The following is a 21,822-nucleotide window of genomic DNA, read 5'->3' on the forward strand; positions in this document are numbered from 1 at the left end:
CGCGCGGGGCGACACGCGGTGAACACAGGATGACCACAGCGACGCAGTTCGCCCCGTACCCGATTCGCAGGCACGTGGCGAGCGAGAGTCAGGACACATCCAGTTACGCTTCGGAGCCCAGTCATGAGTAGCCCGCAAGGATCCAGCTTACCGCCTGATTTGCCTGATCCCGACGTTGCGCCGCCGCGTAGCTGGTTGCCCTCGCTTGTCTGGTTAGTGCCGCTGATCGCGGCGTTGATCGGCATCGCGCTTGTCGTCAGGTCCGTCACGGAACGCGGCCCGGCGATCACGATCGTCTTCGACAATGCCGAAGGCCTTGAACCCGGCAAGACCCAGGTCAAATACAAGGATGTCGAAATCGGTTCGGTGAAGGCGATCACGCTGTCGAAGGACCAGACGCACGTTGAGATCGCCGTGCAACTCACCAAGCAGGCGGAAAACTTCGCGGTCAAGGACACACGCTTCTGGGTGGTTCGTCCCCGCGTGGGCGCCTCCGGTGTGTCGGGCATCGGCACGCTGCTCTCGGGTGCTTATATCGGCGTGGACGTCGGCCGCTCCAAAGAAACTCGAACCGAGTTCGTCGGGCTCGAGACGCCGCCCCCCATCACAGCCGACCAGAAAGGTCATCGCTTTGTCTTGCATGGCGATTCGCTCGGCTCGATCGACATCGGCTCACCGATCTTCTACCGGCGCGTGCAGGTGGGTCAGGTCTACGGCATCGCTCTCGACAAGGACGGCACGGGCGTCACCATGCAAGTGTTCGTCGCCGCACCGTACGACCAGTACGTGGGCACCAATTCGCGCTGGTGGCATGCAAGCGGTGTCAATGTGCGGCTCGACTCGGCCGGCTTCGTCGTCAACACGCAGTCGCTCGCGGCCATTCTGGTCGGCGGCCTCGCATTCCAGACGCCGCCAGGACAGCAAATGGGCGTGCAGGCGGCGGAGAAAACCGACTTCCGTCTGGCATCCGACGAGACGGACGCCATGCGTGCGCCGGACGGCATACCCGTGCGCGCCGTGATGAATTTCAACCAGTCGTTGCGAGGGCTTTCGGTGGGCGCGGTGGTCGACTTCCGCGGCATCGCGCTGGGACAGGTGACGGGCATCGGTGTCGAGTACGATCCGCAAACGCAGAGTTTCACAATGCCGGTGACGCTCGACCTGTACCCGGACCGGCTCAGACGGCGCGCCCGCAGCGCGACGATGCCGCAGGCCCGTACCGCGGCCAGCCACGAACTGCTGCGGCGTCTCGTCGAGCGCGGCCTGCGCGGCCAGTTGCGCACCGGCAATCTGTTGACTGGCCAGTTGTACATCGCGCTCGATATCTTCCCGAAAGCGGCGCCCGTCAAGTTCGACGTCGGCAGCGACCCGGTCGAACTGCCGACCATTCCGAACACGCTCGACGCGTTGCAAGTGCAGGTCGCCGACATCGCGAAAAAGCTCGACCGGATTCCGTTCGATCAGATCGGCTCGAACCTGAACACGTCGCTGAAAAACGCCGACGCGCTGTTCAATCGGTTGAACAACGAGGTCGTGCCGCAGGCGCGCGACACGCTCGCGGCAGCAAGGCAGACCTTCGGTTCAGCGGAAGCGACTTTGCAGAGGGATTCGCCGTTGCAGTCGGATGTGCATGAGGCGCTGCAGGAATTGACCCGCACGCTGCAATCGCTGAACGCGCTGGCCGACTATCTGGAGCGTCATCCGGAGTCGCTCGTGCGCGGCAAACCCGGAGACAAACCATGATCACCTCGCAGCCCGACTGCGGGCGGCGGCCAGCCGGCTCCGCCGCCGCCCGCTCGGTTGATCGCCCGGTTCAGCGCGTGGTTGACTGCGTGGCTGCGCACGCGGTTGCCCACGTTGCGCCCCGCTCGATCGCCGGCATCGCGGCCTGCGTGGGGCTGGCTGCGCTCACCGCCTGTTCGTCACCGTCGAGCCGCTTCTACACGCTGGGTTCGAGCGACGCGCCAATAGCCGGGCACAATGCCGCTACGCCACCGTTGCTGATCGAAGTGCCGCCCGTCGACGTGCCGCCACAGGTTGCGCGCACCGCGTTCGTCGTGCAAACCGGCGCGAACCAGGTCGACGTGCTCGAACAGACGCGCTGGGCATCGCTGCCGGCCGACGAAATCCGTCAAGCGCTGTCGCTGGATCTGACTCAGAAGCTCGACGCCATCGACGTGTTCAACACGCCGCATCCCGAAGGCGCGCTGGTTTATCGCGTCAGTGTGAGCGTGCAGCGTTTCGAGTCGTGGCCCGGTTCGCATGCACTGATCGATGCGGTGTGGAGCGTAAGGCCCTTGTATTCGCAAACTGTGCTGACCTGCCGCAGCGTCGTCAGCGAGACAGTGGCGAGCAGCTACGATGCGCTGGTGGCCGGCCACCGGCTCGCTCTCGCTCAGGTTGCTACGAAAATTGCCGCTGGCGTCGAAGCGCTCAACACTTCACCGGATGCACGCACCGCGCCCGCTCCCACAACGGGCGCGACGACTGCGCGCGTGCGCCGGCCGGCCATCGGCGTGCCCTGCCCAGCGGACTAGCGGACTCCAACCGGACTCCACTGTTCCGCGTGGCCCCACTGTTCCGTCCGGCGTAGAGAACATCGAGCAGCCATCAATCAACCATTACGCACGCAAACCAAAGCCACTTCGTCGCCGTCGAGTAACAGCCGCCAACAGCCCCACCAGCCCGTGACAACCCGCCAATCTGGCCGCATTGCCCGCTAGAATGGTCGGCTTTGCCCGCGTCCGGCGCGCCACGAGGCAAAATACGGGTTTTGCGCGCGCAAATGGCGCCGCGCTCCCGGCTCGATCAGACGCCGGCGGCAACCATGCCACCGGCCTCACCACGACGCACGTCGACGGCCCGCTCAAGCCCAGCGCGGCGGCGCGGCCCGTCACGTACGGCGCAGCCAGGACAGCTCGTCCTTCAACAGAGCACCTCAGGAGCATTTATGACCGATTCGAACCCATCCTTCCTCGGCAGGATTTCCCTGGCCGTGAGCACGTTCTTCCGCATCCTCGGCGATGGCGAATTCGCCGCCGGGGTCTTGCGTCTGCGTCAGGGCGGCGCTGCCGCCCGCGCCACGCCTGCACCGGTCACTGCGCCGGCCCCCACACCCGCACCACCGCCCGCGCCCGTGCTGAAGGAAGCCAGTCCCGACGCCGCGCTGCAACTGCTCGGCCTGCTGCAACGCGACGCGCGTTTCATCGATTTCGTCGAGGAAGACATCAAGAGCTACAGCGACGCCGACATCGGCGCGGCCGCGCGCCTCGTGCACGACGGCTGCCGCGCAACGCTGCGCGAGCACTTCACGATCCGCCCGGTGCGCGACGAAGCCGAAGGCAGCCGCATCACGCTGGCGGAAGGTTTCGACGCGGCCTCGATTCGCCTGACCGGCAATGTGGTCGGCCGCGCGCCGTTTAACGGCAGCATCAGCCATCGCGGCTGGCGAGTCGACGAAGTGCGTCTGCCGAAGCTCGCGGACAGCCACGACGCGAAAGTGATCGCACCGGCCGAGGTGGAGCTATGAGCGACGCACGCCAGCCAGGCGCATCGCGCTACGCCATCGGCATCGACCTCGGCACCACGCACTGCGCGCTGTCCTATGTGGACACGAGCGCGAGCGACGGCGAAAAGACCACCCAGGGCGTGCTGCCGATCGCCCAGCTAACCGGTCCGGGCGCGATCGACAATCTCGATCTGCTGCCCTCGTTTCTTTACCTGCCGCATCCCGACGAACTTGCGTCGGGCGACCTCTATCTGCCGTGGACCGGCCAGCGCGAATTCGCGGTCGGCGAGTTCGCCCGCAGCCGCGGCGCAGCCACGCCGATCCGGCTCGTGTCGAGCGCGAAGAGCTGGTTGTGCCATCCGGGCGTCGACCGGCGCGCCGCGATTCTGCCCAACGACGCGCCGCCTGAAGTCGCGCGCGTCTCGCCTCTCGAAAGCTCGGTGCGTTATCTGACCCACTTGCGCGAAGCCTGGGATCATGTGCATCCCGACGCGCCGTTCAGCGCGCAGGACATTACGGTGACGATCCCGGCATCGTTCGATCCGGCCGCTCGCGAACTGACCGCCGAAGCCGCCGCGGCCGCCGGCTACGGCAGCATGACGCTGCTGGAAGAACCGCAGGCCGCGCTGTATAGCTGGATCCAGAAAAGCGGCGGGCAGTGGCGCAAGCAGGTCAAGATAGGCGACATCATTCTCGTGGTGGACGTGGGCGGCGGCACGACCGACCTGTCGCTGATCGCCGTGATCGAGCGCGAAGGCAATCTGGAACTGCATCGCGTCGCGGTCGGCGAACATATTCTGCTCGGCGGCGACAACATGGATCTCGCGCTCGCGCACGTGGTCGCGCGCAAGCTCGCGGCGCAAGGCACCCAGGCCGACGCGTGGCAACTGCGCGCCCTCACCTATGCGTGCCGCTCGGCGAAGGAAACGCTGCTCAGCGATCCGGCCACCGATACCGTGCCGCTCGTCGTGCCGAGCCGCGGCTCGAAGCTGATCGGCGGCTCGATCCGCACCGAGCTCACGCGCGCCGAATTGACTCAGACGATTCTGGAAGGCTTCTTCCCGCAGGTGGATTGCGCCGCGCGTCCGGTGAGCCGCGCGCGCGCCGGTCTGACGCAGCTCGGCCTGCCGTATGCGCAGGACGCGGGCATCACGCGGCACCTGGCGGCATTTCTCGGCCGTCAGGTGGGCGCGCTCGCAGAACTGGACGGGCTGCGTGACATCGCCACGGCGCCAAACGCCAGTTTCCTGCATCCCACGGCGGTACTGTTCAACGGCGGCGTGTTCAAGTCGCCGTTGCTGGTCGAACGCATCATGGGCACGCTCAACGGCTGGCTCGCTGCGGAAGGCGCGGCGCCGGCGCGGCTGCTCGAAGGCGCCGATCTGGATCTCGCCGTCGCGCGCGGCGCGGCCTACTACGGTTACGTGCGACGCGGCCAGGGCGTGCGGATTCGCGGCGGCACGGCGCGCGCGTACTACATCGCGATCGAATCGGCGATGCCCGCGGTGCCAGGCCTCGAGCCGCCTATCCAGGCGCTGTGCGTGGCGCCGTTCGGCATGGAAGAAGGCACCGAAGCCGAACTGCCCGCGCAGGAATTCGGGCTGGTGGTCGGCGAGCCCGTGCATTTCCGCTTCTTCGGCTCGTCGGTACGGCGTCAGGATCAGGTCGGCACGCTGCTCGACTTCTGGGGCGCTGATGAATTACAGGAGCTCGAAGAGATTCAGGCCACGCTGCCCGCCGCCGGCCGCACCGCCGGCGAAGTCGTGCCGGTGAAGCTGCACGCGCGCGTCACCGAAGCCGGCACGCTCGAACTCGAAGCCGTGCCGCGCGGGACTGACGAGCGCTGGAAAGTCGAGTTCGACGTGCGCGGCAACGCGAATGCATGACTGAGATGAAGCGGTACAGCGTCGGCATCGATCTCGGCACCAGCAACACGGTGCTCGCCTATGCGCAGATGGGAGCATCGGATGGGTCGCGGATTGAGTCGCAACTCATTCGCGTCTTCGAGATCGAGCAACTGGTGAGTCCGGGCGAAGTGGCCGCGCGGCCGCTTCTGCCCTCGGTGCGCTATCACGCGGCGCAAGGCGAACTGAACCCCGGCGATCTGCAATTGCCGTGGTCCAGTGCGGACCAGACCGGCGCTCAAGCCGAAGCTCAGCGCAAAGCGCAGTCACGAGCGCAGTCAAAAGCAAAGGAAGAAGCGAAGAAAGAAGCACAGCCGGTCGTGATCGGCCGGCTCGCACGCCTGTTGGGCGCTCAGGTGCCGGGGCGGCTGGTGACGAGCGCGAAGAGCTGGCTCTCGCATGCGTCGGTCGACCGCGTTGCGCCGATCCTGCCGTGGGGCGCCGCCGACGACGTCCTCAAAGTCTCGCCGGTCGAAGCCAGCGCGAGCTATCTGGCACACGTGCGCGCCGCGTGGAATCACCGTTTTCCGGACGCGCCGCTCGAAGGTCAGGACGTGGTGCTCACGGTGCCGGCTTCCTTCGACGAAGGCGCGCGCGCATTGACCGTGCAAGCCGCGCGCATGGCCGGCTTGCACAATCTGAAGCTGCTGGAAGAGCCGCAAGCGGCATTCTACGACTGGCTGTTTCATCATCGCGAGCGGCTTGCAAGCGAGCTCGCGGACACCCGTTTGGTTCTCATCTGCGACGTGGGCGGCGGCACCACCGACCTCACGCTGATCGAAGTCGGCCTGAGCGACGGCGAGCCTCGGCTCACGCGAATCGGTGTGGGCAATCACCTGATGCTCGGTGGCGACAACATGGATCTGGCGCTCGCGCATCTGGTGGAAGCGCGGTTGCCGGGCGCCGACCAGGCGGGCGGGCGCACGCGCTTGTCGGCGGCGAGCCTGTCGCAACTGGTCGAGCGTTGCCGCAATGCGAAGGAGCTTCTGCTCGGTCCGCAGGCGCCCGACTCCGCATCGGTCACGCTGCTCGGCGCCGGCTCGAAGCTGATCGGCGGTGCGCGCACGGCACAGGTCACGCGCGAGGAAGTGGAGCGGATCATCGTCGACGGTTTCTTTCCGGCGGTGGCATCGAACGAACGGCCTGGCAGGCCGCGTGGCGCAATCGTCGAGTTCGGCCTGCCCTATGCCACCGACGCCGCCGTCACACGTCATATCGCGGCATTCCTCGAACGCTTCGCGGCGCAGTCACGCAAAGCGCTGGGCGCTGCGCCGTCGAGCACGCCGGCCGCCGACGACGAAAACGCCTTGCCGGTGCCCGACACGCTGCTGCTGAACGGCGGCGTGTTCCGGGCCGAAGCGCTCACGCAGCGTCTGGCGAGCACGCTGGGCGCGTGGCGCGGCCAGGCGCTCAACCTGCTGCATAACGACAACCCCGACGTGGCCGTAGCACGCGGCGCGGTCGCCTATGCGCTCGCGCGCGCGGGCAACGCGCCGAAAATCGGCGGCGGCTCGCCACGCAGCTACTTTCTCGTGCTCGACGAAACCAGCGACGGCAAGCACAAGGCCGAGCCCGCGCAACGCGGCATCTGCCTGCTGCCGCGCGGCACGGAAGAAGGCCACGAGATCCTGATCGCGGATCGCACCTTCGCGCTGCGGCTCGGGCATCCGGTGCGTTTTCATCTGGTCTCGTCGAGCGCGGACACGGTGTATCGGCCGGGCGAATTGATCGATCTTACCGGTGGCGACTTCGTTCGCCTGCCGCCGATCGCAACCATCGTGCAGCCGCGTGGCGCGAGCACCGCGCGCGAAACCGCGGTGCAGATCGCAACGTCGCTCACCGAGGTGGGCACGCTCGAAGTCCACTGTATCGAACGGGACAATCCGGCGCAGCGCTGGCTGCTCGAATTCCAGTTGCGCCGTGAAGACGCGCAGGTGAGCCTGACGGACGATGCCGCGCCGTCCCGCCACCCCGCGCTCGACGAGGCGATCGAACATATCGACCGCAGCTTCGGCTCGCGCTCGCAAAACGTCGGCCCGAAAGAAGTCAAACGCCTGCGCTCGCAACTCGAACAATTGCTGGGTCCGCGGGAGAGCTGGAACAGCGCGTTGCTACGCGAACTGTTCGGCGCGCTGCGGGAACGCGCGCGCCGGCGGCGGCGGTCGGCGGATCACGAGCGCCTCTGGCTGAATCTCGCGGGCTATTGCGTGCGGCCCGGTTTCGGCTATCCGCTCGACGAATGGCGGGTCGAACAACTCTGGTCGTTATTCGACGACGGCATCCAGTACGTCAACGAAAGCCAGGTCTGGTCCGAATGGTGGACGCTCTGGCGCCGCGCCGCCGGCGGCCTCGACGAAAGCGCGCAATTGCGTGTGCTCGACGCAATGGCGTATCTGCAAAAGGCTGCGCAATCGCGTCACAAGCTGCCGTTCGACGTCGCGAAAACCGGCTTCACCGATATGGTCCGCCTCAGTGCATCGCTCGAACGGATTCCTGTGGAGCGCAAGATCGAACTCGGCGAGTCGGTGCTGGCCCGCCTGAAGAAGCCCGCTGAAAATCATCAAAGCTGGTGGGCGGTCGGCCGTATCGGCGCGCGTCGGCCGTTCTACGGCAGCGCGCACAGTGTCGTGCCGCCGGAGATTGCCGGCGCGTGGCTCGACGCGATACTCGCGCTCGACTGGAAGAAGGTCGATCCCGCCGCCTTTGCCGCCGTGCAGATCGCGCGCATGACCGGCGACCGCTCGCGCGACTTGCCCGAAGACCTGCGTCGTACGGTGGTGCGGCGGCTCGAAGCGGCCAATGCGCCGCGCGCGTGGATCACGATGGTGAGCGAGAGCGTGGAGCTCGATAACGCCGACGAAGGCCGCGTGTTCGGCGAGTCGCTGCCGGCGGGGCTGAAGCTGATCACGAGTTGAACGGGCGTCGGTGCCGGCCCGCTCGACTACGCCATCGTCACCTGATTCCTACCGCCATGTTTCGATCGATACAACGCGCGATCAGCGCTCGCGAAACCATCGCGATACGCTGGCCGTGATGTTTCGGTGATGCGCGTCAGCGACGCACCCACGCTCACCGTTACCGTGCCGAGCGGCGACGCGCGATGCTCGATCGCCAGATCCTCCACGCCCTGGCGGAGCGTATCGAGCGTGTTTTCGAGTGCTGCCGGTTCCGCTTGCAACATCAGCAGGCCGAATTCCTCGCCGCCCATGCGCCCGACGATCACGCGTTCGCCGTCGGCTGCCGCCTGCATCACCGAGGCCACCTTGCGCAGACAGTGATCGCCCGCCTGGTGTCCGTAGGTGTCGTTGTATTGCTTGAACCAGTCCACGTCGACCACGACTGACCCCATCACGTCGCCCTCCCGCGCCTCTTTCCATCTGCGGGTGATGCTTTCCAGCAGGAAACGGCGGTTGTACAACTGAGTCAGCGGATCGATCGCGGTGGCCGTGCGCATCTTCAGATCGTTTTCGATCATTGCACGCAGGTGATAGAACACCGCGCGCTGTCCCGCATCGAGCCGACCGGGCGCCGGGTCCATCGCGCATAACGCGCCGACGATTTCGCCGTTGGGCGCGCGCAGCGCGATCGCCGCATAAAGCCGCACGAACGGATGGCGCTGCACCAGCATGCATTCGCCGAAGCGCGTATCGCTGTGCGCATCTTCGATGACGAACAGCTCGGCGTCGCGCACCGCATAGTCGGCAAGCGAGCGGGCGCGCGTAACGAGCGGCATCGCCATGCCGACCTCGGCGCGGTAATGCTGATATTCCTCGTCGAGCAGCGTAATCGCCGTGATCGCCGCGCCGGTCACGCTCTTGAGGATTTCCGCTGCGTGGGTGAAACATTCGCGCATCACCTGATCGTCATGCAGCAGCCATTCGATGACCGACGATTCCACCTCGGGTTCACCGGCGACGGACGGATCGAACTGCATCCGGCTGGACAGACGGTCGTTACTGAAGGCGAGTTGCACGGCGCGATCCCAGAATGTGATTAGCTCGTGTCAACGGCAGATACTCACCAAACTTGAGTGCGCAAACGCCAGAACCGCGCGAATGGCCCGCGTGGTCCCGCGAAGTACAATTCACTCGCCGTCTCTCATTGCCCGCCGGGTCGGCAACGCGTCTATTGATCAGACAATTGAACACGTCTTCGGCCACACGCCACCGGCCTCTATCTCTCGCATAACAGCCGCCCTGCTTTCATGTCCACGACCGCTTTCGACCTTCCGATAACCGGCCTGCTCATCACCGACGTTCGTCTGGCGGAAGGCACGCGCGTCGACGTCTCAATCGCCGCCGGCCGCATCGCCGCGCTCGGTCCCGACCTGCCGCGCCAGCCGGACGTGACCGTCGAGGACGGCACCGAGGCATTGCTGCTGCCGGGTTTTGTCGAAGGACATACGCACCTGGATAAAACCAACTGGGGCTTGCCATGGTATCGCAACGAGGTCGGCCCGAAGCTCACCGACCGCATCGAAAACGAACGGCGCTGGCGAGCGCAAAGCGGACATGACGCGGGACAGCAATCGCTCGCGCTCGCCCGCGCGTTCATGCAGGCGGGCACGACGCGCCTGCGCACGCACGTCGATATCGACACCGATGCTGGGTTGCGTCATCTGGAAGGCGTGCTTGCCACGCGCGAAACGCTCGGCGACGTGCTCGACATGCAGATCGTGGCGTTTCCGCAATCGGGTGTGCTTGGCCGGCCAGGCACCGAAGCGCTGCTCGGCGAGGCCTTGAGTGCAGGCGCCGATGTGCTCGGCGCGCTCGACCCCGCGTTGATCGACGGCGACCCGGTGGCATCGCTCGATCTGACCTTCGATCTCGCGCAACGGCATGCGAAGCCGATCGACATCCATCTGCACGAGCCGGGCGAAATCGGCGCGTTCACGCTCGGTCTGCTGCTCGACCGGGTTGCGGCGCTCGGCATGCAAGGGCAAGTGGTGGTCAGTCATGCGTTCTGTCTCGGTGCATTACCCGAGCGCGAACGCGACGCCTTGCTCGAACGGCTGGCCGATCTGCGCGTTGCGTTGCTCACCACCGCGCCGCCATCGACAACCGTGCCGCCGCTCAAGGCCTGCCTCGAAAAAGGCGTGACATTGTTCGGCGGCAACGACGGTGTGCGCGACACATGGACGCCATACGGCTCGCCCGACATGCTCGAACGCGCAATGCTGATCGCAATGCGCTACGGCCTGCGCCGCGACGACGACCTCGCCATCGCATTCGACTGCGTGAGCACCACCGCCGCGCAGGCCTGCGGATTCGCCGACTATGGCTTGCACGTGGGCGCGCGCGCCGACCTCGTGCTGGTGGATGCGGACACGGTCGCGCATGCGCTCGTCGCCCGGCCGCCGAGAAAGCTCGTGGTGTCGCACGGCCGCATCGTCGCGCGCAGCGGGGCACACGCAAGCCACTAAAAATGCGCGTGGCAATGGCCGGCTTCAATTTACACGGCGGCGTACACACCGACCATCGTCGTGAACCCGTCAAGACGTTTGAGCCGCCTGCTCCAGCGTCTGAATGCCGGATAGTCGATCGATTCGATCTCCGCTTCATCGAGCAGCGCCACCGGCACGAAGCACGCAATGTCGGCGATGGTCGGCCTTGAAGTCGCGCACACGAACGGTGTGGCCGCGGCTTCATTGAACCATAAGGTTTCATCCAGCACGCGCAGCAAGGTTCTGGATTCGTTCGTTCCGATGTCCGGCAGGCGGCGAGGCGCGGACTGCGCATGCAACACGGCGTCGCGCAGCGGAAAAACCATAGCGCTCAACTGCGCGGCAAATCCGAGCCAGTTCTGAATCCGCGCGAGTTGCAGCGGGTCATCGAGCGGCAACCAGTGGGCTTGCCCGCTGGCGGCATCGCCATAACGCCGCGCGAGATACACGAGAATCGCGTGCGCATCGTGCAGCAACGCGCCGTCCGCTTCGAGCACCGGGAGGCGACCCAGCGGACTCATCGCGAGAAATTCCTGAGTACGATTCTGCCGCGACGGATAGAGCTCGATGCGCTCTCTCCGATACGGCACACCGAGCAGGCCGAGCATCAGGCGGACCTTGTAGCTGTCGCCGCACAGCTCGTCGTCGTAGAGTTTGAGCATGGCGGCCTCAGAGATCGAGCGTCAGCGTGCTGGATACCGCGCGCGATACGCACACCATCATGCAATCACCGGCAGCCTTCTCCGGCGGCGTCAGAAAATCGTCGAGGTGCAACGGCGTGCCTTGCAGCACGCGCGTCCGGCAGGTGCCGCACACGCCCTGCTCGCATGAACTCGGCACCTCGACGCCGTGCGCGCGCAGCGCATGCAACACGGTGACATCGGCAGCGACGTTCACTGTCTGTCCGTTGCGGGACAGATGAACAGTAAAGGCGCGATTGGCCTCGTGATGTTCGCCGGAATACACCGCAGTTCCCGAGCCGGACGACAGCACGGAAACCGGTTTCGATACCGACTGTTGCAAGACAGCCGGTTGCCCAGGTGTCGATCTCACGAGACTCCACGCGTCTGGTTGCGGCATGTCTGCAATGTCATGGCGATTTACGCGTTCCTGATATGCGGACTGCTGCTCCAACGCGTCGCGCAACGCGTTCAACCGTTGCTGATGATGCCGCAGCACCGCAAGACGCTGGTTCGCGGCAAACGGTCCGAGCGCGATGCCGTGCAGATAGGTCCGCCCTTCGCGCGCGGGCTGCACGAGAAATACCACGCGATGCGCGGCTTCGTCGAGTTGCTCGATCATCACGGCGTGAGGCGCGACCTCGAACGCGACGCAGTCCGATGTTTGCCATGCGTCGAAGCCCGTGTAGTCGAAGCGGTAGTCGGCCAGCGCATGCTGCACGGTGTCGCTCGCGGCATCGATCGCGACGGCGCGTAAACGGACCGGTTGCGCAGGCGCGGCACCAGGCGAAGCCTCGTTCTCCAGTTCCTCGATGGGCGTGAACGGGGGCAATTCGCCGGGCAACGTCAGACACGTCCACACGAATCCATACCGTACCTGCACCGGCCACGTCTGCACCGCCACGGCTGGCGGCGGCGCTTGCGGATGCGCCGGCACGAAGCGGCACGCGCCGCTCCCCGTGCCGAACTGCCAGCCGTGATACTGACACTGCAACGCGTCGCCGCGATGATGTCCGAGCGAGAGCCGCACGCCGCGATGCGGGCAGCGGTTTTCCCACACGTTGACGGCGCCGCCTTCGGCTCGCCACACCACGAGTTCGTGACCTGCCAGCTCGGTGTGATAGATAGCGCGCTCGTCGAGTTCGTCGACGCCGCACAAGGCAAACCATGCCGACTCGACGACATGATGCTTATCGGCCATGAGTCGTCCCGTAGGTCACCTGTTGAGCCGACAACCAACGCCGGTACGCCACCGACATCGCGTCGGCCCGCACCGGGTGCTCGTCGCCCGTGCCGAGCGGCAAACGCTTCGGCACCTGATTGACCAGAATCTTGATGTCCTGTGCGAAGATGGTCTGCTGAAAACCGCGCAGTTCGTCGTCGCTGCTGGTGTCGTCGAGATAGCTCATCACCGTGTGCGCCACGCACCAGTCTTCGTCGAGCGGTTGCACGAAGAGCGCGATCACGTCGAAGCGCTCGGGCTGCGGCGGACACGTCTTGTACAGAATCGCGCTATACGGCCGCGCGACGCGGTACACGTAATGCACGTCGAGCGCCGTGCCGGCGGTCATGGCCGCGCGCGGCTGATAGAAGCGGCAGTCGTGCGCGTACAGTTCGCCATTCTGTTCGTCGCGCTCGATCCGGTACGGCGCGACTTCCGTATAGGGTTCGACGCCGAGATAGCCGGTATGCACGAACGGGAAATGGCCCATGTCGAGGAAGTTTTCGACCGCTCGCAAACCGCTCACATGCACGCGAAATGCGCCCGCATGCAGCAGACGGCGATCGGCTTCGTCGGCTTCGGGAATCGCGAGAATGTCGCGCTGCGGCTCTCCGAGGCAGACCCACAGCACGCCATATCGCGCCTGCACGCGGCATGGCGCATGATTGTCGTGGCGCCACACGCTATAGCGCGCTGACGGTTGTGCGCCGGCAACGTTCGCCGCGCGGATGCCGAGGTCGATACCGAGCAGGCGCGTGTTGCTGGTGGCATCGGAATCACCGAGCGCACCGAGCGCGGCCACCGGATGCCAATCGTTCCAGATGACCGCGTCGCGAGCGGCGCAGTCTGCCGTATCCGTCGTATCTGGCATCGTATCTGGCGTCGTGTCTGATGTACTCGCCGTACTCATCGTGGCCCGCTCCGTCATTGCGCAATACTGCCCTGGACTCCGTCGACGAACCAGTTTATCCGGTTCGTGTCGTCCGCGGATAGCGCGGCACCCGCGGCCACGCGCAGCTTGCCGCTCTGATCCTTCAACGGCCCGGCAAACGGATCGAGGCGGCCCGCGACCAGCGCAGCGCGTTTCTCGGCCAGCGCGCGCTGCGCATCCGCGGGCACGACCGACGTATTCAGGTTCACCAGATCCGTGATGCCTTCTTTCACGCCCCAGTACACCGGCTTGTTGGTCCACGTGCCGCGCCGCACTTCGTCGATCGCTTTGGTGTAGTAGATGCCCCAGTCATAGGCCACCGATCCGAGATGCGCATGCGGCCCCCAGCGGCTCATATCCGAATCCCAGCCGAACGCATAAACCTTATGCTGCTCGGCCACGGCCATCGTCGCGGTGGAATCGGTGTTCTGCATCAGCACGTCGGCGCCGAGTCCGACCAGCGTCTCGGCCGCCTGCCGTTCCTTGCCCGGATCGAACCAGCTGCTCACCCATACCACCTTCACGACCGTTTGCGGCGCCACCGAACGCGCACCGAGCGCGAACGCGTCGATATTGCGGACCACTTCGGGAATCGGCACCGAGCCGACAAAGCCGAGCACATGCGATTTCGACACATAGCCGGCGACGACGCCCGCCAGATACGCGGACTCGTACACCTTGCCGTTGAAATTGCCGAGATTGGGCGCGCTCTTGTAGCCGGAGCAATGCAGAAACACGGTGTCCGGGTAATCGCGCGCAACGCGCATCATCGAATCCATGTAGCCGAACGACGTGCCGATCACCACCTTGTCGCCCTTCGCCGCCCGGTCGCGAAACACGCGCGCGGCATCGGCATTCTCCGGCACGTTTTCGACGCGCGTCACCTTGACCTGCGAACCGAACTGTTTCTCCGCGGCGCCGATGCCGAGATCGTGTGCGTGCGTCCAGCCCGCGTCGCCCGGATTGCCCAGGTAGACGATCGAAACGTCCAGTGGCGCGTCGCCGGCGGCGGCGCGAGCGGGCATGCCGGACGTTGCGAGCACAACGAGCGACACCGCGGCCAGCGCGTGACTCGCGAACCGAGCGACACGCGCAGCAGATTTGAAGCGCGCCGAAAACAGGCGGCCGAAGCAGGAAAATCGGATCATGGCGAGGTTCCGGTAGTGAGCGAATGGAAAAGGGAAGATGCGCTGGACTCGGCGGAATCGATGCCGATGCTCGCGAGCGTTTCGCAGACCAGCGTTGCGAGTTCGGCGGGACGCGCCAGTTGCGGGACATGACCGCAATCGATCGAGCGCACGATCGCGCCGGGCACGAGCGCCTGCATCCTGCGTTGCAGCGGCAACAGCACCGAGCGATCGCGCAGCGCCTCGACATAGATGCGCGGCACGCGGCCAAAACGCTCCGCACTCAACGTGGTGACAACCGTACGGCCACTCTCCTGCTGCGGCGTGAGCTTCGCGGCGGCGCGCCGTGCGGCATCGGGCGGACAATCGTGCAGGAAGATGTCGAGCGCGGCATCCACGGGCACGACCGTGGCCGAACCGTCTTCGCTCCACTGCAGATACGGCGCGATACCGCTCGCGTCAGGCACGTCGGCGACGCTGGCATCCACCAGCTCCGCGTAGCCCATGCCGGCCGGCAGCATCATGCCGGCCACGTAGACGAGGCAGGCGATACGCTCGGGCAATGCCTCGGCCAGTTGCGAAGCCGGCACGCCCGCGCCGCTGTGCGCAACCACGACCACCGGGCCTTCGAAGGCGGCGAGCGCCTGCGTCAACGCGTCGACATAGGTTTGCAGCGAGACCACGAGGCCAGCGTCGCGTGACGGATGCGCGCCGTTGCCGGGCAGATCGACCGCCCTCGCCGTCCAGCCGCGCGCGGCCAGTTCCGGCAGCCAGGCGTCCCATGCCCAGCTGCCCTGCCACGCGCCGTGAATCAGCAGCATGCCCGCTGCGTGCGTACGGGCCGGCGTCATCCGTAGGTTCTCCGGTAGCACGCTTCCAGATGATCCGCGACGGTGATCGGCGGATACTTCGGCGCCTCGCCCTCGTCCGTGCAACCCGGCAGGCAGGTGACCATGTAGTCGGGGCGTCCGGTGAAGAAGAACGGCATCGAATAGCGCTCGCGACCCGATGCGTTGACCACGCGATGCAGCGTCGAGCGATAACGGTCGTTGGTCCAGCGCGCGATCAGATCGCCGAGATTGACGACGAAGGTGCCCGGCAGCGGCGGCACATGAATCCAGCGCCCCTCGCCGTCCTGCACCTGCAAGCCGCCGTTGCCGTCCTGCCAGAGCAGCGTCAGGCAGCCGAAATCGGTATGCGCGCCGCAGCCTTTCTGATCGGGCAAGGCCTGCGCGGGTTGCGGCGGATAGTGCAGCAGACGCAGCGTTCCCATTGCGTCGTCGCAGAACGGCTCGAAATAATCCTCCGGCAAACCGAGCGACAGCGCGAGACCGCGTGTGAGGCGCGTGGACAGATCGAACATCGCGGCGAAATACGCTTCCATTGCCGGACGAAAACCGGGCGACTGCGGCGGCCACTGGTTCGGCCCGCAATTGAACGCACGCGCCACCACGCGCGGATGATCGGGCGGCAATTCGTTGCCGATATAAAAGCCCTCTTTCAGATCGGGCGGCGTCCCTGCTTCCAGCACCTGGCCGCACAACGGCTCGTAGCCGCGATTGCAGAACGACTGCGCCTTGTCCACGAGACGCTTGTCGGCGTCGTCCAGCGAGAAGAAACGCTCGGCTTCGGCACGGGCCGCGTCGATCAGCTCAGGCGCGACGCCGTGACTGGCAATGTAGAAAAAGCCCGTGTCGATACAGGCGGCATGCAACGCCGCGCCGACCGCCACGCGTTGCCGCGGATCCTCGCTCGCGAGCCCGGCCACGTCGACCACAGGCAAACTGGTATGCAGCACCGCTCGAGCTGACAGCACTTCGGACATCTCTGGCTCCTTTGAACACGTCTTTGAACCCGTTGCCGACGAGTCTAGAGCGTGGCAGGCGTACAAAAAAGCGCAGAAAAAAGTGCATGCTGATGCCGTTTCGGCATCATTGCCGGTTGCCGGTTGCCGGTTGCCGGTTGCCGGTTGCCGGTTGCCGGATCAGACGGCCGGCTCGTCGTCCTCGCGCTCGGCGATGGCTTCGGTGAGCAGGCGCACGAACGCGTCCAGCGCGGGCGTCAAGGTCCGGCCGGCGCGCGCGTAGGCGCCCAACTCGGAAACCAGCGGGCGCGGTGTGCGCAACGGTATGTGCACCAGTGTGCCGTCGGCAAGATCACGTTCCAGCCCGAGGCGCGTCTGAAACCCCACCCCGCGCCCGCGTGCCGCCATACGCCGCATCAGCTCGATCGAATCGCTTTCGAGCACGGTTTGAAGCGGCTTGGCGTAGTGGCGAATTAACGGTTCGAGCAGGCCGCTGATCGACAGTTGCGCGTTGCCGAGAATCAGCGGGTAACGCGCGCATTGAGCGAAGGTCACCGTGGACTCGCCCGCGAGCGGATGCGTGGCGGCAACGATTGCGCCCAACTGGAAGCGTCCCACCGCGAGTTGCTGCAAGTCGCCGGTGCGCGGCAGCGAGAACGCGAGGCCGAGGTCTGCGTCGCCGTCGAGAATCGCGCGGGCAATCGTGGCCGAGCCTGCCGTATGCACCTGAAAACGGATTGCCGGGTAGCGCGTCAACATGCGTTCAACCAGGTCGGGCAGAAAACTCGAATTGAGTCCCTCTACCGTGACGATACCGATCTCGCCGCGACGGATTCCGCGCAGCGCATCCATTTCGCTTTCGAAGCGGCGCGCATCCTGCAGCACGGTAATCACATGGCGAGCGAACACTTCGCCGGCGGCGGTCAGCGCGAGCCCGGAGGCGAGGCGCTCGAAGAGCGGCGTGCCGACTTCGGCTTCGAGCTTCAGCAATTGCCGGTTGACCGCCGACGAAGCCACATGCAATTGCCGCGCGGCTTCACGAATCGAGCCGCAGCGGCGAATCGCATCGAAATAGCGCAGGGACCGTGCGTGAATGTGCCAGGCGAGCGTGTCGGCGGGGGCGGGTTTCGGCATGTCGGAGGGTGAGGTGGCGTCGAAATCGAAAGCCACCACCTTACCCCATCAAAAACGCTCATTCCGCCAATCCCACTGCCATGTAGAGATAGATGCTACATCTGCGCACTTGCATCGTGCTGCAATGTATCCGGCCGCGTCATGCCTCTCATCATTTTCGCCGGTTAATCGTTAGCAACTGGAGTTCAGGAAAAAATGACGACATCATCAGTGGGCAACTCGACGTTCGCGGTTCCGGATGGTACGGCTTCAATCGTTCCAGCGCCCTCGGACACAGTATCGAACAATCACGAAGTGCCGGGCCGTCCACGAGCCCCTTCTCCAACTACTCATGCAAAAGCCGCCGCCGCATTCTCGCATCAGACTTTCCGCGAAGGGCTTGGGGCACCGGCCTCTTTGCCGGACAAGGCGGCGCCGGGCATTCGTACCCTGGATCGTCTATCGCGTTCGACTCTTCCTGTAAAGGCCGATTCCGCGCATGCACTCGCCGCATCGGGACTGAACGTCAGCGGCTCCAGCCTCCCGTTTGCAAACAGAGGCGCGAGAGCGTTACAGGCTGGGTCCACTGGCCAGGCCACGCCAACCTCCGGCACACTGCCAGGCGCGAGCATCGAAGAGTTCGACCGGCTGAACAAGAACTACGACACCCAGGAGGGCTACCTCCCCCGCAATAGCGAGGCCAACGCCGCGATTGCACAAAAAATCGAAGATGGCCTCCAGCAGGAAATGACCGGCTATCCCCCTCAGGTGATCCAGTTCCAGCAACGACAAACGCATCTGCAGGGCATGCTCGCCGAACTGCCCGACAGTGAGCGGCAGTTTTACGGCGGTGTGATTGCGACATTAAGCGCGGCTTTTCAGTTGGAAACCAGCAACGACAAACGCTACGCGATCGAACAGAAATTGACCGGACTGGAGAACGCCGTTCGTGACGAAGCGAACCGCGTGCGCAACGATCCTGTCGACCGTGTATTGAGCCAGTTCAACCCGCCTATGGGAGTGGCCTATCTGAACAAGGAAGATCGGGAAAGCGTCGACGGCCTCGATAAATTGCGCGACGACTTCTTCGACGCAGAGAATGCCGACGAACGGGAAGAGATATTCCAGGAGGCCAGTGGACTCAAGGGGATATTGCAGGAACGAATCGCTGCCGAAGTCGACAAACGCCAGAGGGTGAAAAACGCCCAGTGGAAAGAAGCCAATGGTGAGGTCGATCGCATCCTCGATGAAGCGCAGAAGCAGACCGACCCGGCAAAACGCTACGAACTGCTGGGCCGTCAACTCTTTCAGACCACCCCTGGACAGGACGAGTTGAAGGACAAGGTCGTTCTGGCCTTCACCCAGCGCATGCATGAATCGCGCGAACTGCGCGACAAGCTCGACACCTGGCATGATCAGGTCAGCGGCCCGCTCAATGCTCACTCCGTGGGCGCTGCCAAAAGATATACGGACATTCTCAAGGATCTTCCGCCGGTTAGCGGCGACTACGTGCGCGATCTCAGCGACCGCTACACCGCAGTCCTTAAGGACGCCAGCTACAAGGACTACTCCATCACGCCGGCCGCTCGTGCGGAAAAACTCGCCGGACAGGTGCTGGAAGGCATCGACCGCGTGCTTCTGGGTCTGACGCCTTTGGCTCCGCTCGCCGACCTCCTGCCTTCCGCACTACCGGACAATGTCCGCATGGGTCTCGATTATGGCTCGGCGTTTCTAGGCATTCTGGGTGGAGAAGTCCTGGGTGCTGCCAAAGAGATCAGTCTTGCAGGCAATGCCATTTCCGGGGCGGCCAGAGACGCCGAAGCTGCCAGCATGGCCGGCAAAGGCGGCAGCACATCGGCCCGAGACTTCGTTCAGGCTGCGGGGCAAGGCGTCGTCAAAGCGGGCGAGGCGGAGTCCACCTTGAACCCCGAAACACGCGCCACCGAGCGAGCACTCGCGGAAAAGACACTCGCCGAAACGGGCCCCGCGGTCGATTTCACCAGCCAGCTCGCGCATCAAAGCGTGGCCAGCGACCTGTATGGGTCGCTTGAGACCTATGCCGATCCGGACGTTTCGATCAAAGATCTGCGGCCGGCAGACAAGTCGGGCATCCGCCTCGATGCCAAAGGCGACAGGTATATAGAACTGCGCGGCAAGGCTTATCACGTTCGTTACGACAAAGACTACGAAAGCTGGCGAGTGTTCAAAAAAGGCATCGATCTGAAACCCCAGTATTCCGTCCGTCTGAATGACTTGACCCAAAAGTGGGAACTCAATACTGATACACCCGCGGCTGGCGGAATGTCGAAAATCGACGACAAAGTGCGGAGCCAAATTATCCGGCTTCTGAATGAGGGAGAACTGACGAGGGGCGGGATAGCCAGGAAATTGGGCATCAGTCCTACGCCGGTAGCAAAAGTCGCGAGAGAGGAAAATATCGCGTTGTTGGCGGCTGATTCTCTGCGCAGATTGCCACTCACGCCAGCGACGCGGCAGGAAGTTATCGATCTGTTAAAGCAGGGGCAACTGTCGCGTACGCAGATTGCCAAGCAATTCGACATAGCGCGTAGCACGGTGAACAAGATCGCCAAGGACAACCAGATCCCTCCCAAGGGTAGCTACCGCTCGTCAGTCAGTCGGGATATCCGGCACGAGGCGGTCGTGTTGTTAAAGAAGGGGGAGCTGTCCTGCTCACAAATAGGAAAGCAACTTGGCATAGCTACTGCGACAGTGCTCAATATCGCCAGGAAAGACAACATCCCTATTTCGGCCGCCGCTTCGCTTCGCGCGCTAAAAATCACGCCGGGAACGCGCCAGGAAATCATCAGACTGCTAGAGGACGGTGCCATGACACAACGCGCGATAGCCAATCAGGTCGGCGTAGCCACAGAAACCGTGCGTAACATCGCCGCGCGGGAAGGCATACGTGCGCCCGTACCCAGAAACCTCACGCCCGGCCAGATAGATCAGGTATTTGCCTTGAAAGACCAAGGGAAACCGACTCGCGAAATCGCCAGCATAGTCAAACTCTCTGAGAGGAAAGTTCGGGACATTTTCGCAAACTACAACGCCAATACCTACAAAAGGTCGTGGTGGAATACGACGCCGGAAAATCGGACCTCGGCTATTCAGCAGCTGGATGCAGGCACTTCCCCTAAAGACGTTGCCAGGAATCTGGATCTCCCGCTGGAAACCGTGCGGGGGATTGCCAATCAGCACCGCATGGCGAGAGACTCATTGGCCGGCGAGCTGCTGGCCGAAGGAAAATCAGCCGACGAGGTAGCTCGCTCGCTAGGCATGTCTTCCAGCTACACGAAAGGTCTGGCCCGACGTATCCCGGAAGGCAGCCACGACATCCGCTTCACCGCCAAAGATCGGGAGGCGGCCATGGATATGTTCGAGAAGGGTTACACCCGAGAGGACGTCGCCACGAAACTCGGTATCTCGCCGTGGAAATCCCGTAGTCTTGCTAACGAATTCCGCAAGAAAACCATGGATTCCTTGACGCCGCAACAACTTGACGACATCCTTCGGGCGCTTGACAGTTGGAATTACAGCTTCACCACCGGCGATCTGGCTCAAGCGACTCATTTGCCGGAGAATACGATAACGGTCGTCGAGCAGGAATATGCGGGCGGCTTCTTTATTTCGCGCCCGCGATCTCCCCAAGCTGGGCCCTCCCGGGCCGATTTGCCCTCGCCAACTCATCATCAGGAATGGGTTCCGCCGCTTTCGGAAGACGAGGAAATTCAGGCCATGCGTGCGATGGACGAAGGCCTCAGTCTGAAGGACGCCGCCGCTCGGATCAATCAGCCTTATGCGGCCATTGCGCGACTGTATGAAGAGGATTTACCGCTTGTCGCACCGAGGGACGATCTCATCGAGGCTCCGCCGACGGAACATCCGCAACCGGCAACGACCGCGTTCAGCGAAGAGGACAAGGTCGAAATCCGAAATCTTGCACAACGCGATGGTCTGAGCGCATCATTCATCGCCAACCTGTTCAATGCGCCGCTGGAGGACATTCAACGGGTCTTGAGCGCGCATTCCTGAGCTCCTGTACAAAACGGGGAAAGCGCGTGCCGGATGG

General features: G+C 64.3%; 15 protein-coding genes. 7 read left to right on the forward strand and 8 right to left on the reverse strand.

What is annotated here, in order from left to right; translation table 11 throughout:
• The first annotated feature begins 123 nt into the window (after nt 1–123).
• The 5 genes from NE850_RS32585 to NE850_RS32605 all read left to right on the forward strand — a co-directional run bounded on the left by NE850_RS32585 (nt 124) and on the right by NE850_RS32605 (nt 8,327).
• Nucleotides 124–1,743 (forward strand): intermembrane transport protein PqiB, encoded by a 1,620-nt coding sequence (locus NE850_RS32585; RefSeq protein WP_007181852.1) that lies wholly within the window; start codon nt 124–126, stop codon nt 1,741–1,743.
• Complete coding sequence (locus tag NE850_RS32590) at nt 1,740–2,537, forward strand: membrane integrity-associated transporter subunit PqiC (RefSeq protein WP_007181851.1); 798 nt, start codon at nt 1,740–1,742, stop codon at nt 2,535–2,537. Before NE850_RS32585 ends, NE850_RS32590 begins: the two co-directional genes overlap by 4 nt.
• 413 nt (nt 2,538–2,950) lie before the next feature.
• Nucleotides 2,951–3,529, forward strand: coding sequence for a DUF2760 domain-containing protein (locus tag NE850_RS32595; RefSeq protein WP_007181850.1), 579 nt, complete (start codon nt 2,951–2,953; stop codon nt 3,527–3,529).
• Complete coding sequence (locus tag NE850_RS32600; protein WP_310699869.1) at nt 3,526–5,394, forward strand: Hsp70 family protein; 1,869 nt, start codon at nt 3,526–3,528, stop codon at nt 5,392–5,394. The genes NE850_RS32595 and NE850_RS32600 overlap by 4 nt, the downstream gene beginning before the upstream one ends.
• A complete protein-coding gene (locus tag NE850_RS32605; protein WP_310699870.1) occupies nt 5,391–8,327 on the forward strand; it encodes an Hsp70 family protein in 2,937 nt (978 codons plus the stop codon). The genes NE850_RS32600 and NE850_RS32605 overlap by 4 nt, the downstream gene beginning before the upstream one ends.
• A gap of 26 nt (nt 8,328–8,353) precedes the next feature.
• Here the strand turns inward: NE850_RS32605 and NE850_RS32610 are convergent, their stop codons facing one another.
• Nucleotides 8,354–9,385, reverse strand: coding sequence for a sensor domain-containing diguanylate cyclase (locus NE850_RS32610; RefSeq protein WP_007181847.1), 1,032 nt, complete (start codon nt 9,383–9,385; stop codon nt 8,354–8,356).
• A gap of 231 nt (nt 9,386–9,616) precedes the next feature.
• Between NE850_RS32610 and NE850_RS32615 the strand changes: the two genes are divergently transcribed.
• The gene (locus NE850_RS32615; RefSeq protein ID WP_310699871.1) at nt 9,617–10,834 is read left to right on the forward strand and encodes an amidohydrolase family protein; all 1,218 of its coding nucleotides are present in this window, start codon (nt 9,617–9,619) and stop codon (nt 10,832–10,834) included.
• A gap of 29 nt (nt 10,835–10,863) precedes the next feature.
• Here the strand turns inward: NE850_RS32615 and NE850_RS32620 are convergent, their stop codons facing one another.
• From NE850_RS32620 to NE850_RS32650, 7 genes are all read right to left on the reverse strand, one after another.
• The gene (locus tag NE850_RS32620) at nt 10,864–11,517 is read right to left on the reverse strand and encodes a glutathione S-transferase family protein (RefSeq protein WP_310699872.1); all 654 of its coding nucleotides are present in this window, start codon (nt 11,515–11,517) and stop codon (nt 10,864–10,866) included.
• A gap of 7 nt (nt 11,518–11,524) precedes the next feature.
• Complete coding sequence (locus NE850_RS32625; protein ID WP_165186035.1) at nt 11,525–12,736, reverse strand: Rieske 2Fe-2S domain-containing protein; 1,212 nt, start codon at nt 12,734–12,736, stop codon at nt 11,525–11,527.
• On the reverse strand, nt 12,726–13,628 hold the full coding sequence (locus NE850_RS32630) for an aromatic ring-hydroxylating dioxygenase subunit alpha (protein WP_035518113.1): 903 nt from the start codon (nt 13,626–13,628) through the stop codon (nt 12,726–12,728). Before NE850_RS32630 ends, NE850_RS32625 begins: the two co-directional genes overlap by 11 nt.
• 53 nt (nt 13,629–13,681) lie before the next feature.
• The gene (locus tag NE850_RS32635) at nt 13,682–14,836 is read right to left on the reverse strand and encodes a BMP family ABC transporter substrate-binding protein (RefSeq protein ID WP_007181842.1); all 1,155 of its coding nucleotides are present in this window, start codon (nt 14,834–14,836) and stop codon (nt 13,682–13,684) included.
• A complete protein-coding gene (locus NE850_RS32640; RefSeq protein ID WP_007181841.1) occupies nt 14,833–15,666 on the reverse strand; it encodes an alpha/beta fold hydrolase in 834 nt (277 codons plus the stop codon). The genes NE850_RS32635 and NE850_RS32640 overlap by 4 nt, the downstream gene beginning before the upstream one ends.
• On the reverse strand, nt 15,663–16,640 hold the full coding sequence (locus tag NE850_RS32645) for a 2-oxoglutarate and iron-dependent oxygenase domain-containing protein (protein ID WP_310699873.1): 978 nt from the start codon (nt 16,638–16,640) through the stop codon (nt 15,663–15,665). Before NE850_RS32645 ends, NE850_RS32640 begins: the two co-directional genes overlap by 4 nt.
• 159 nt (nt 16,641–16,799) lie before the next feature.
• Entirely contained in the window at nt 16,800–17,789 is a 990-nt protein-coding gene (locus NE850_RS32650) for a LysR family transcriptional regulator (RefSeq protein ID WP_232064166.1), read from the reverse strand.
• A 159-nt stretch (nt 17,790–17,948) separates the two neighbouring features.
• Here NE850_RS32650 and NE850_RS32655 point away from each other — a divergent pair, with 159 nt between their 5' ends.
• Entirely contained in the window at nt 17,949–21,785 is a 3,837-nt protein-coding gene (locus NE850_RS32655; protein WP_007181838.1) for an ArsR family transcriptional regulator, read from the forward strand.
• The last annotated feature ends 37 nt before the right edge of the window (nt 21,786–21,822 follow it).

It is taken from the genome of Paraburkholderia sp. USG1, from assembly GCF_031570135.1.
GTDB classification, from domain to species: domain Bacteria; phylum Pseudomonadota; class Gammaproteobacteria; order Burkholderiales; family Burkholderiaceae; genus Paraburkholderia; species Paraburkholderia dioscoreae.

Excerpts from the sequence above, each read along its gene's own strand:
- NE850_RS32630 (WP_035518113.1), bottom strand. The coding sequence starts at position 13,628 with ATGCCAGATACGACGGATACGGCAGACTGCGCCGCTCGCGACGCGGTC.
- NE850_RS32585 (WP_007181852.1), top strand. The coding sequence starts at position 124 with ATGAGTAGCCCGCAAGGATCCAGCTTACCGCCTGATTTGCCTGATCCC.
- NE850_RS32620 (WP_310699872.1), bottom strand. The coding sequence starts at position 11,517 with ATGCTCAAACTCTACGACGACGAGCTGTGCGGCGACAGCTACAAGGTC.
- NE850_RS32595 (WP_007181850.1), top strand. The coding sequence starts at position 2,951 with ATGACCGATTCGAACCCATCCTTCCTCGGCAGGATTTCCCTGGCCGTG.
- NE850_RS32600 (WP_310699869.1), top strand. The coding sequence starts at position 3,526 with ATGAGCGACGCACGCCAGCCAGGCGCATCGCGCTACGCCATCGGCATC.
- NE850_RS32605 (WP_310699870.1), top strand. The coding sequence starts at position 5,391 with ATGACTGAGATGAAGCGGTACAGCGTCGGCATCGATCTCGGCACCAGC.
- NE850_RS32625 (WP_165186035.1), bottom strand. The coding sequence starts at position 12,736 with ATGGCCGATAAGCATCATGTCGTCGAGTCGGCATGGTTTGCCTTGTGC.
- NE850_RS32655 (WP_007181838.1), top strand. The coding sequence starts at position 17,949 with ATGACGACATCATCAGTGGGCAACTCGACGTTCGCGGTTCCGGATGGT.
- NE850_RS32635 (WP_007181842.1), bottom strand. The coding sequence starts at position 14,836 with ATGATCCGATTTTCCTGCTTCGGCCGCCTGTTTTCGGCGCGCTTCAAA.
- NE850_RS32615 (WP_310699871.1), top strand. The coding sequence starts at position 9,617 with ATGTCCACGACCGCTTTCGACCTTCCGATAACCGGCCTGCTCATCACC.
- NE850_RS32645 (WP_310699873.1), bottom strand. The coding sequence starts at position 16,640 with ATGTCCGAAGTGCTGTCAGCTCGAGCGGTGCTGCATACCAGTTTGCCT.
- NE850_RS32640 (WP_007181841.1), bottom strand. The coding sequence starts at position 15,666 with ATGACGCCGGCCCGTACGCACGCAGCGGGCATGCTGCTGATTCACGGC.
- NE850_RS32590 (WP_007181851.1), top strand. The coding sequence starts at position 1,740 with ATGATCACCTCGCAGCCCGACTGCGGGCGGCGGCCAGCCGGCTCCGCC.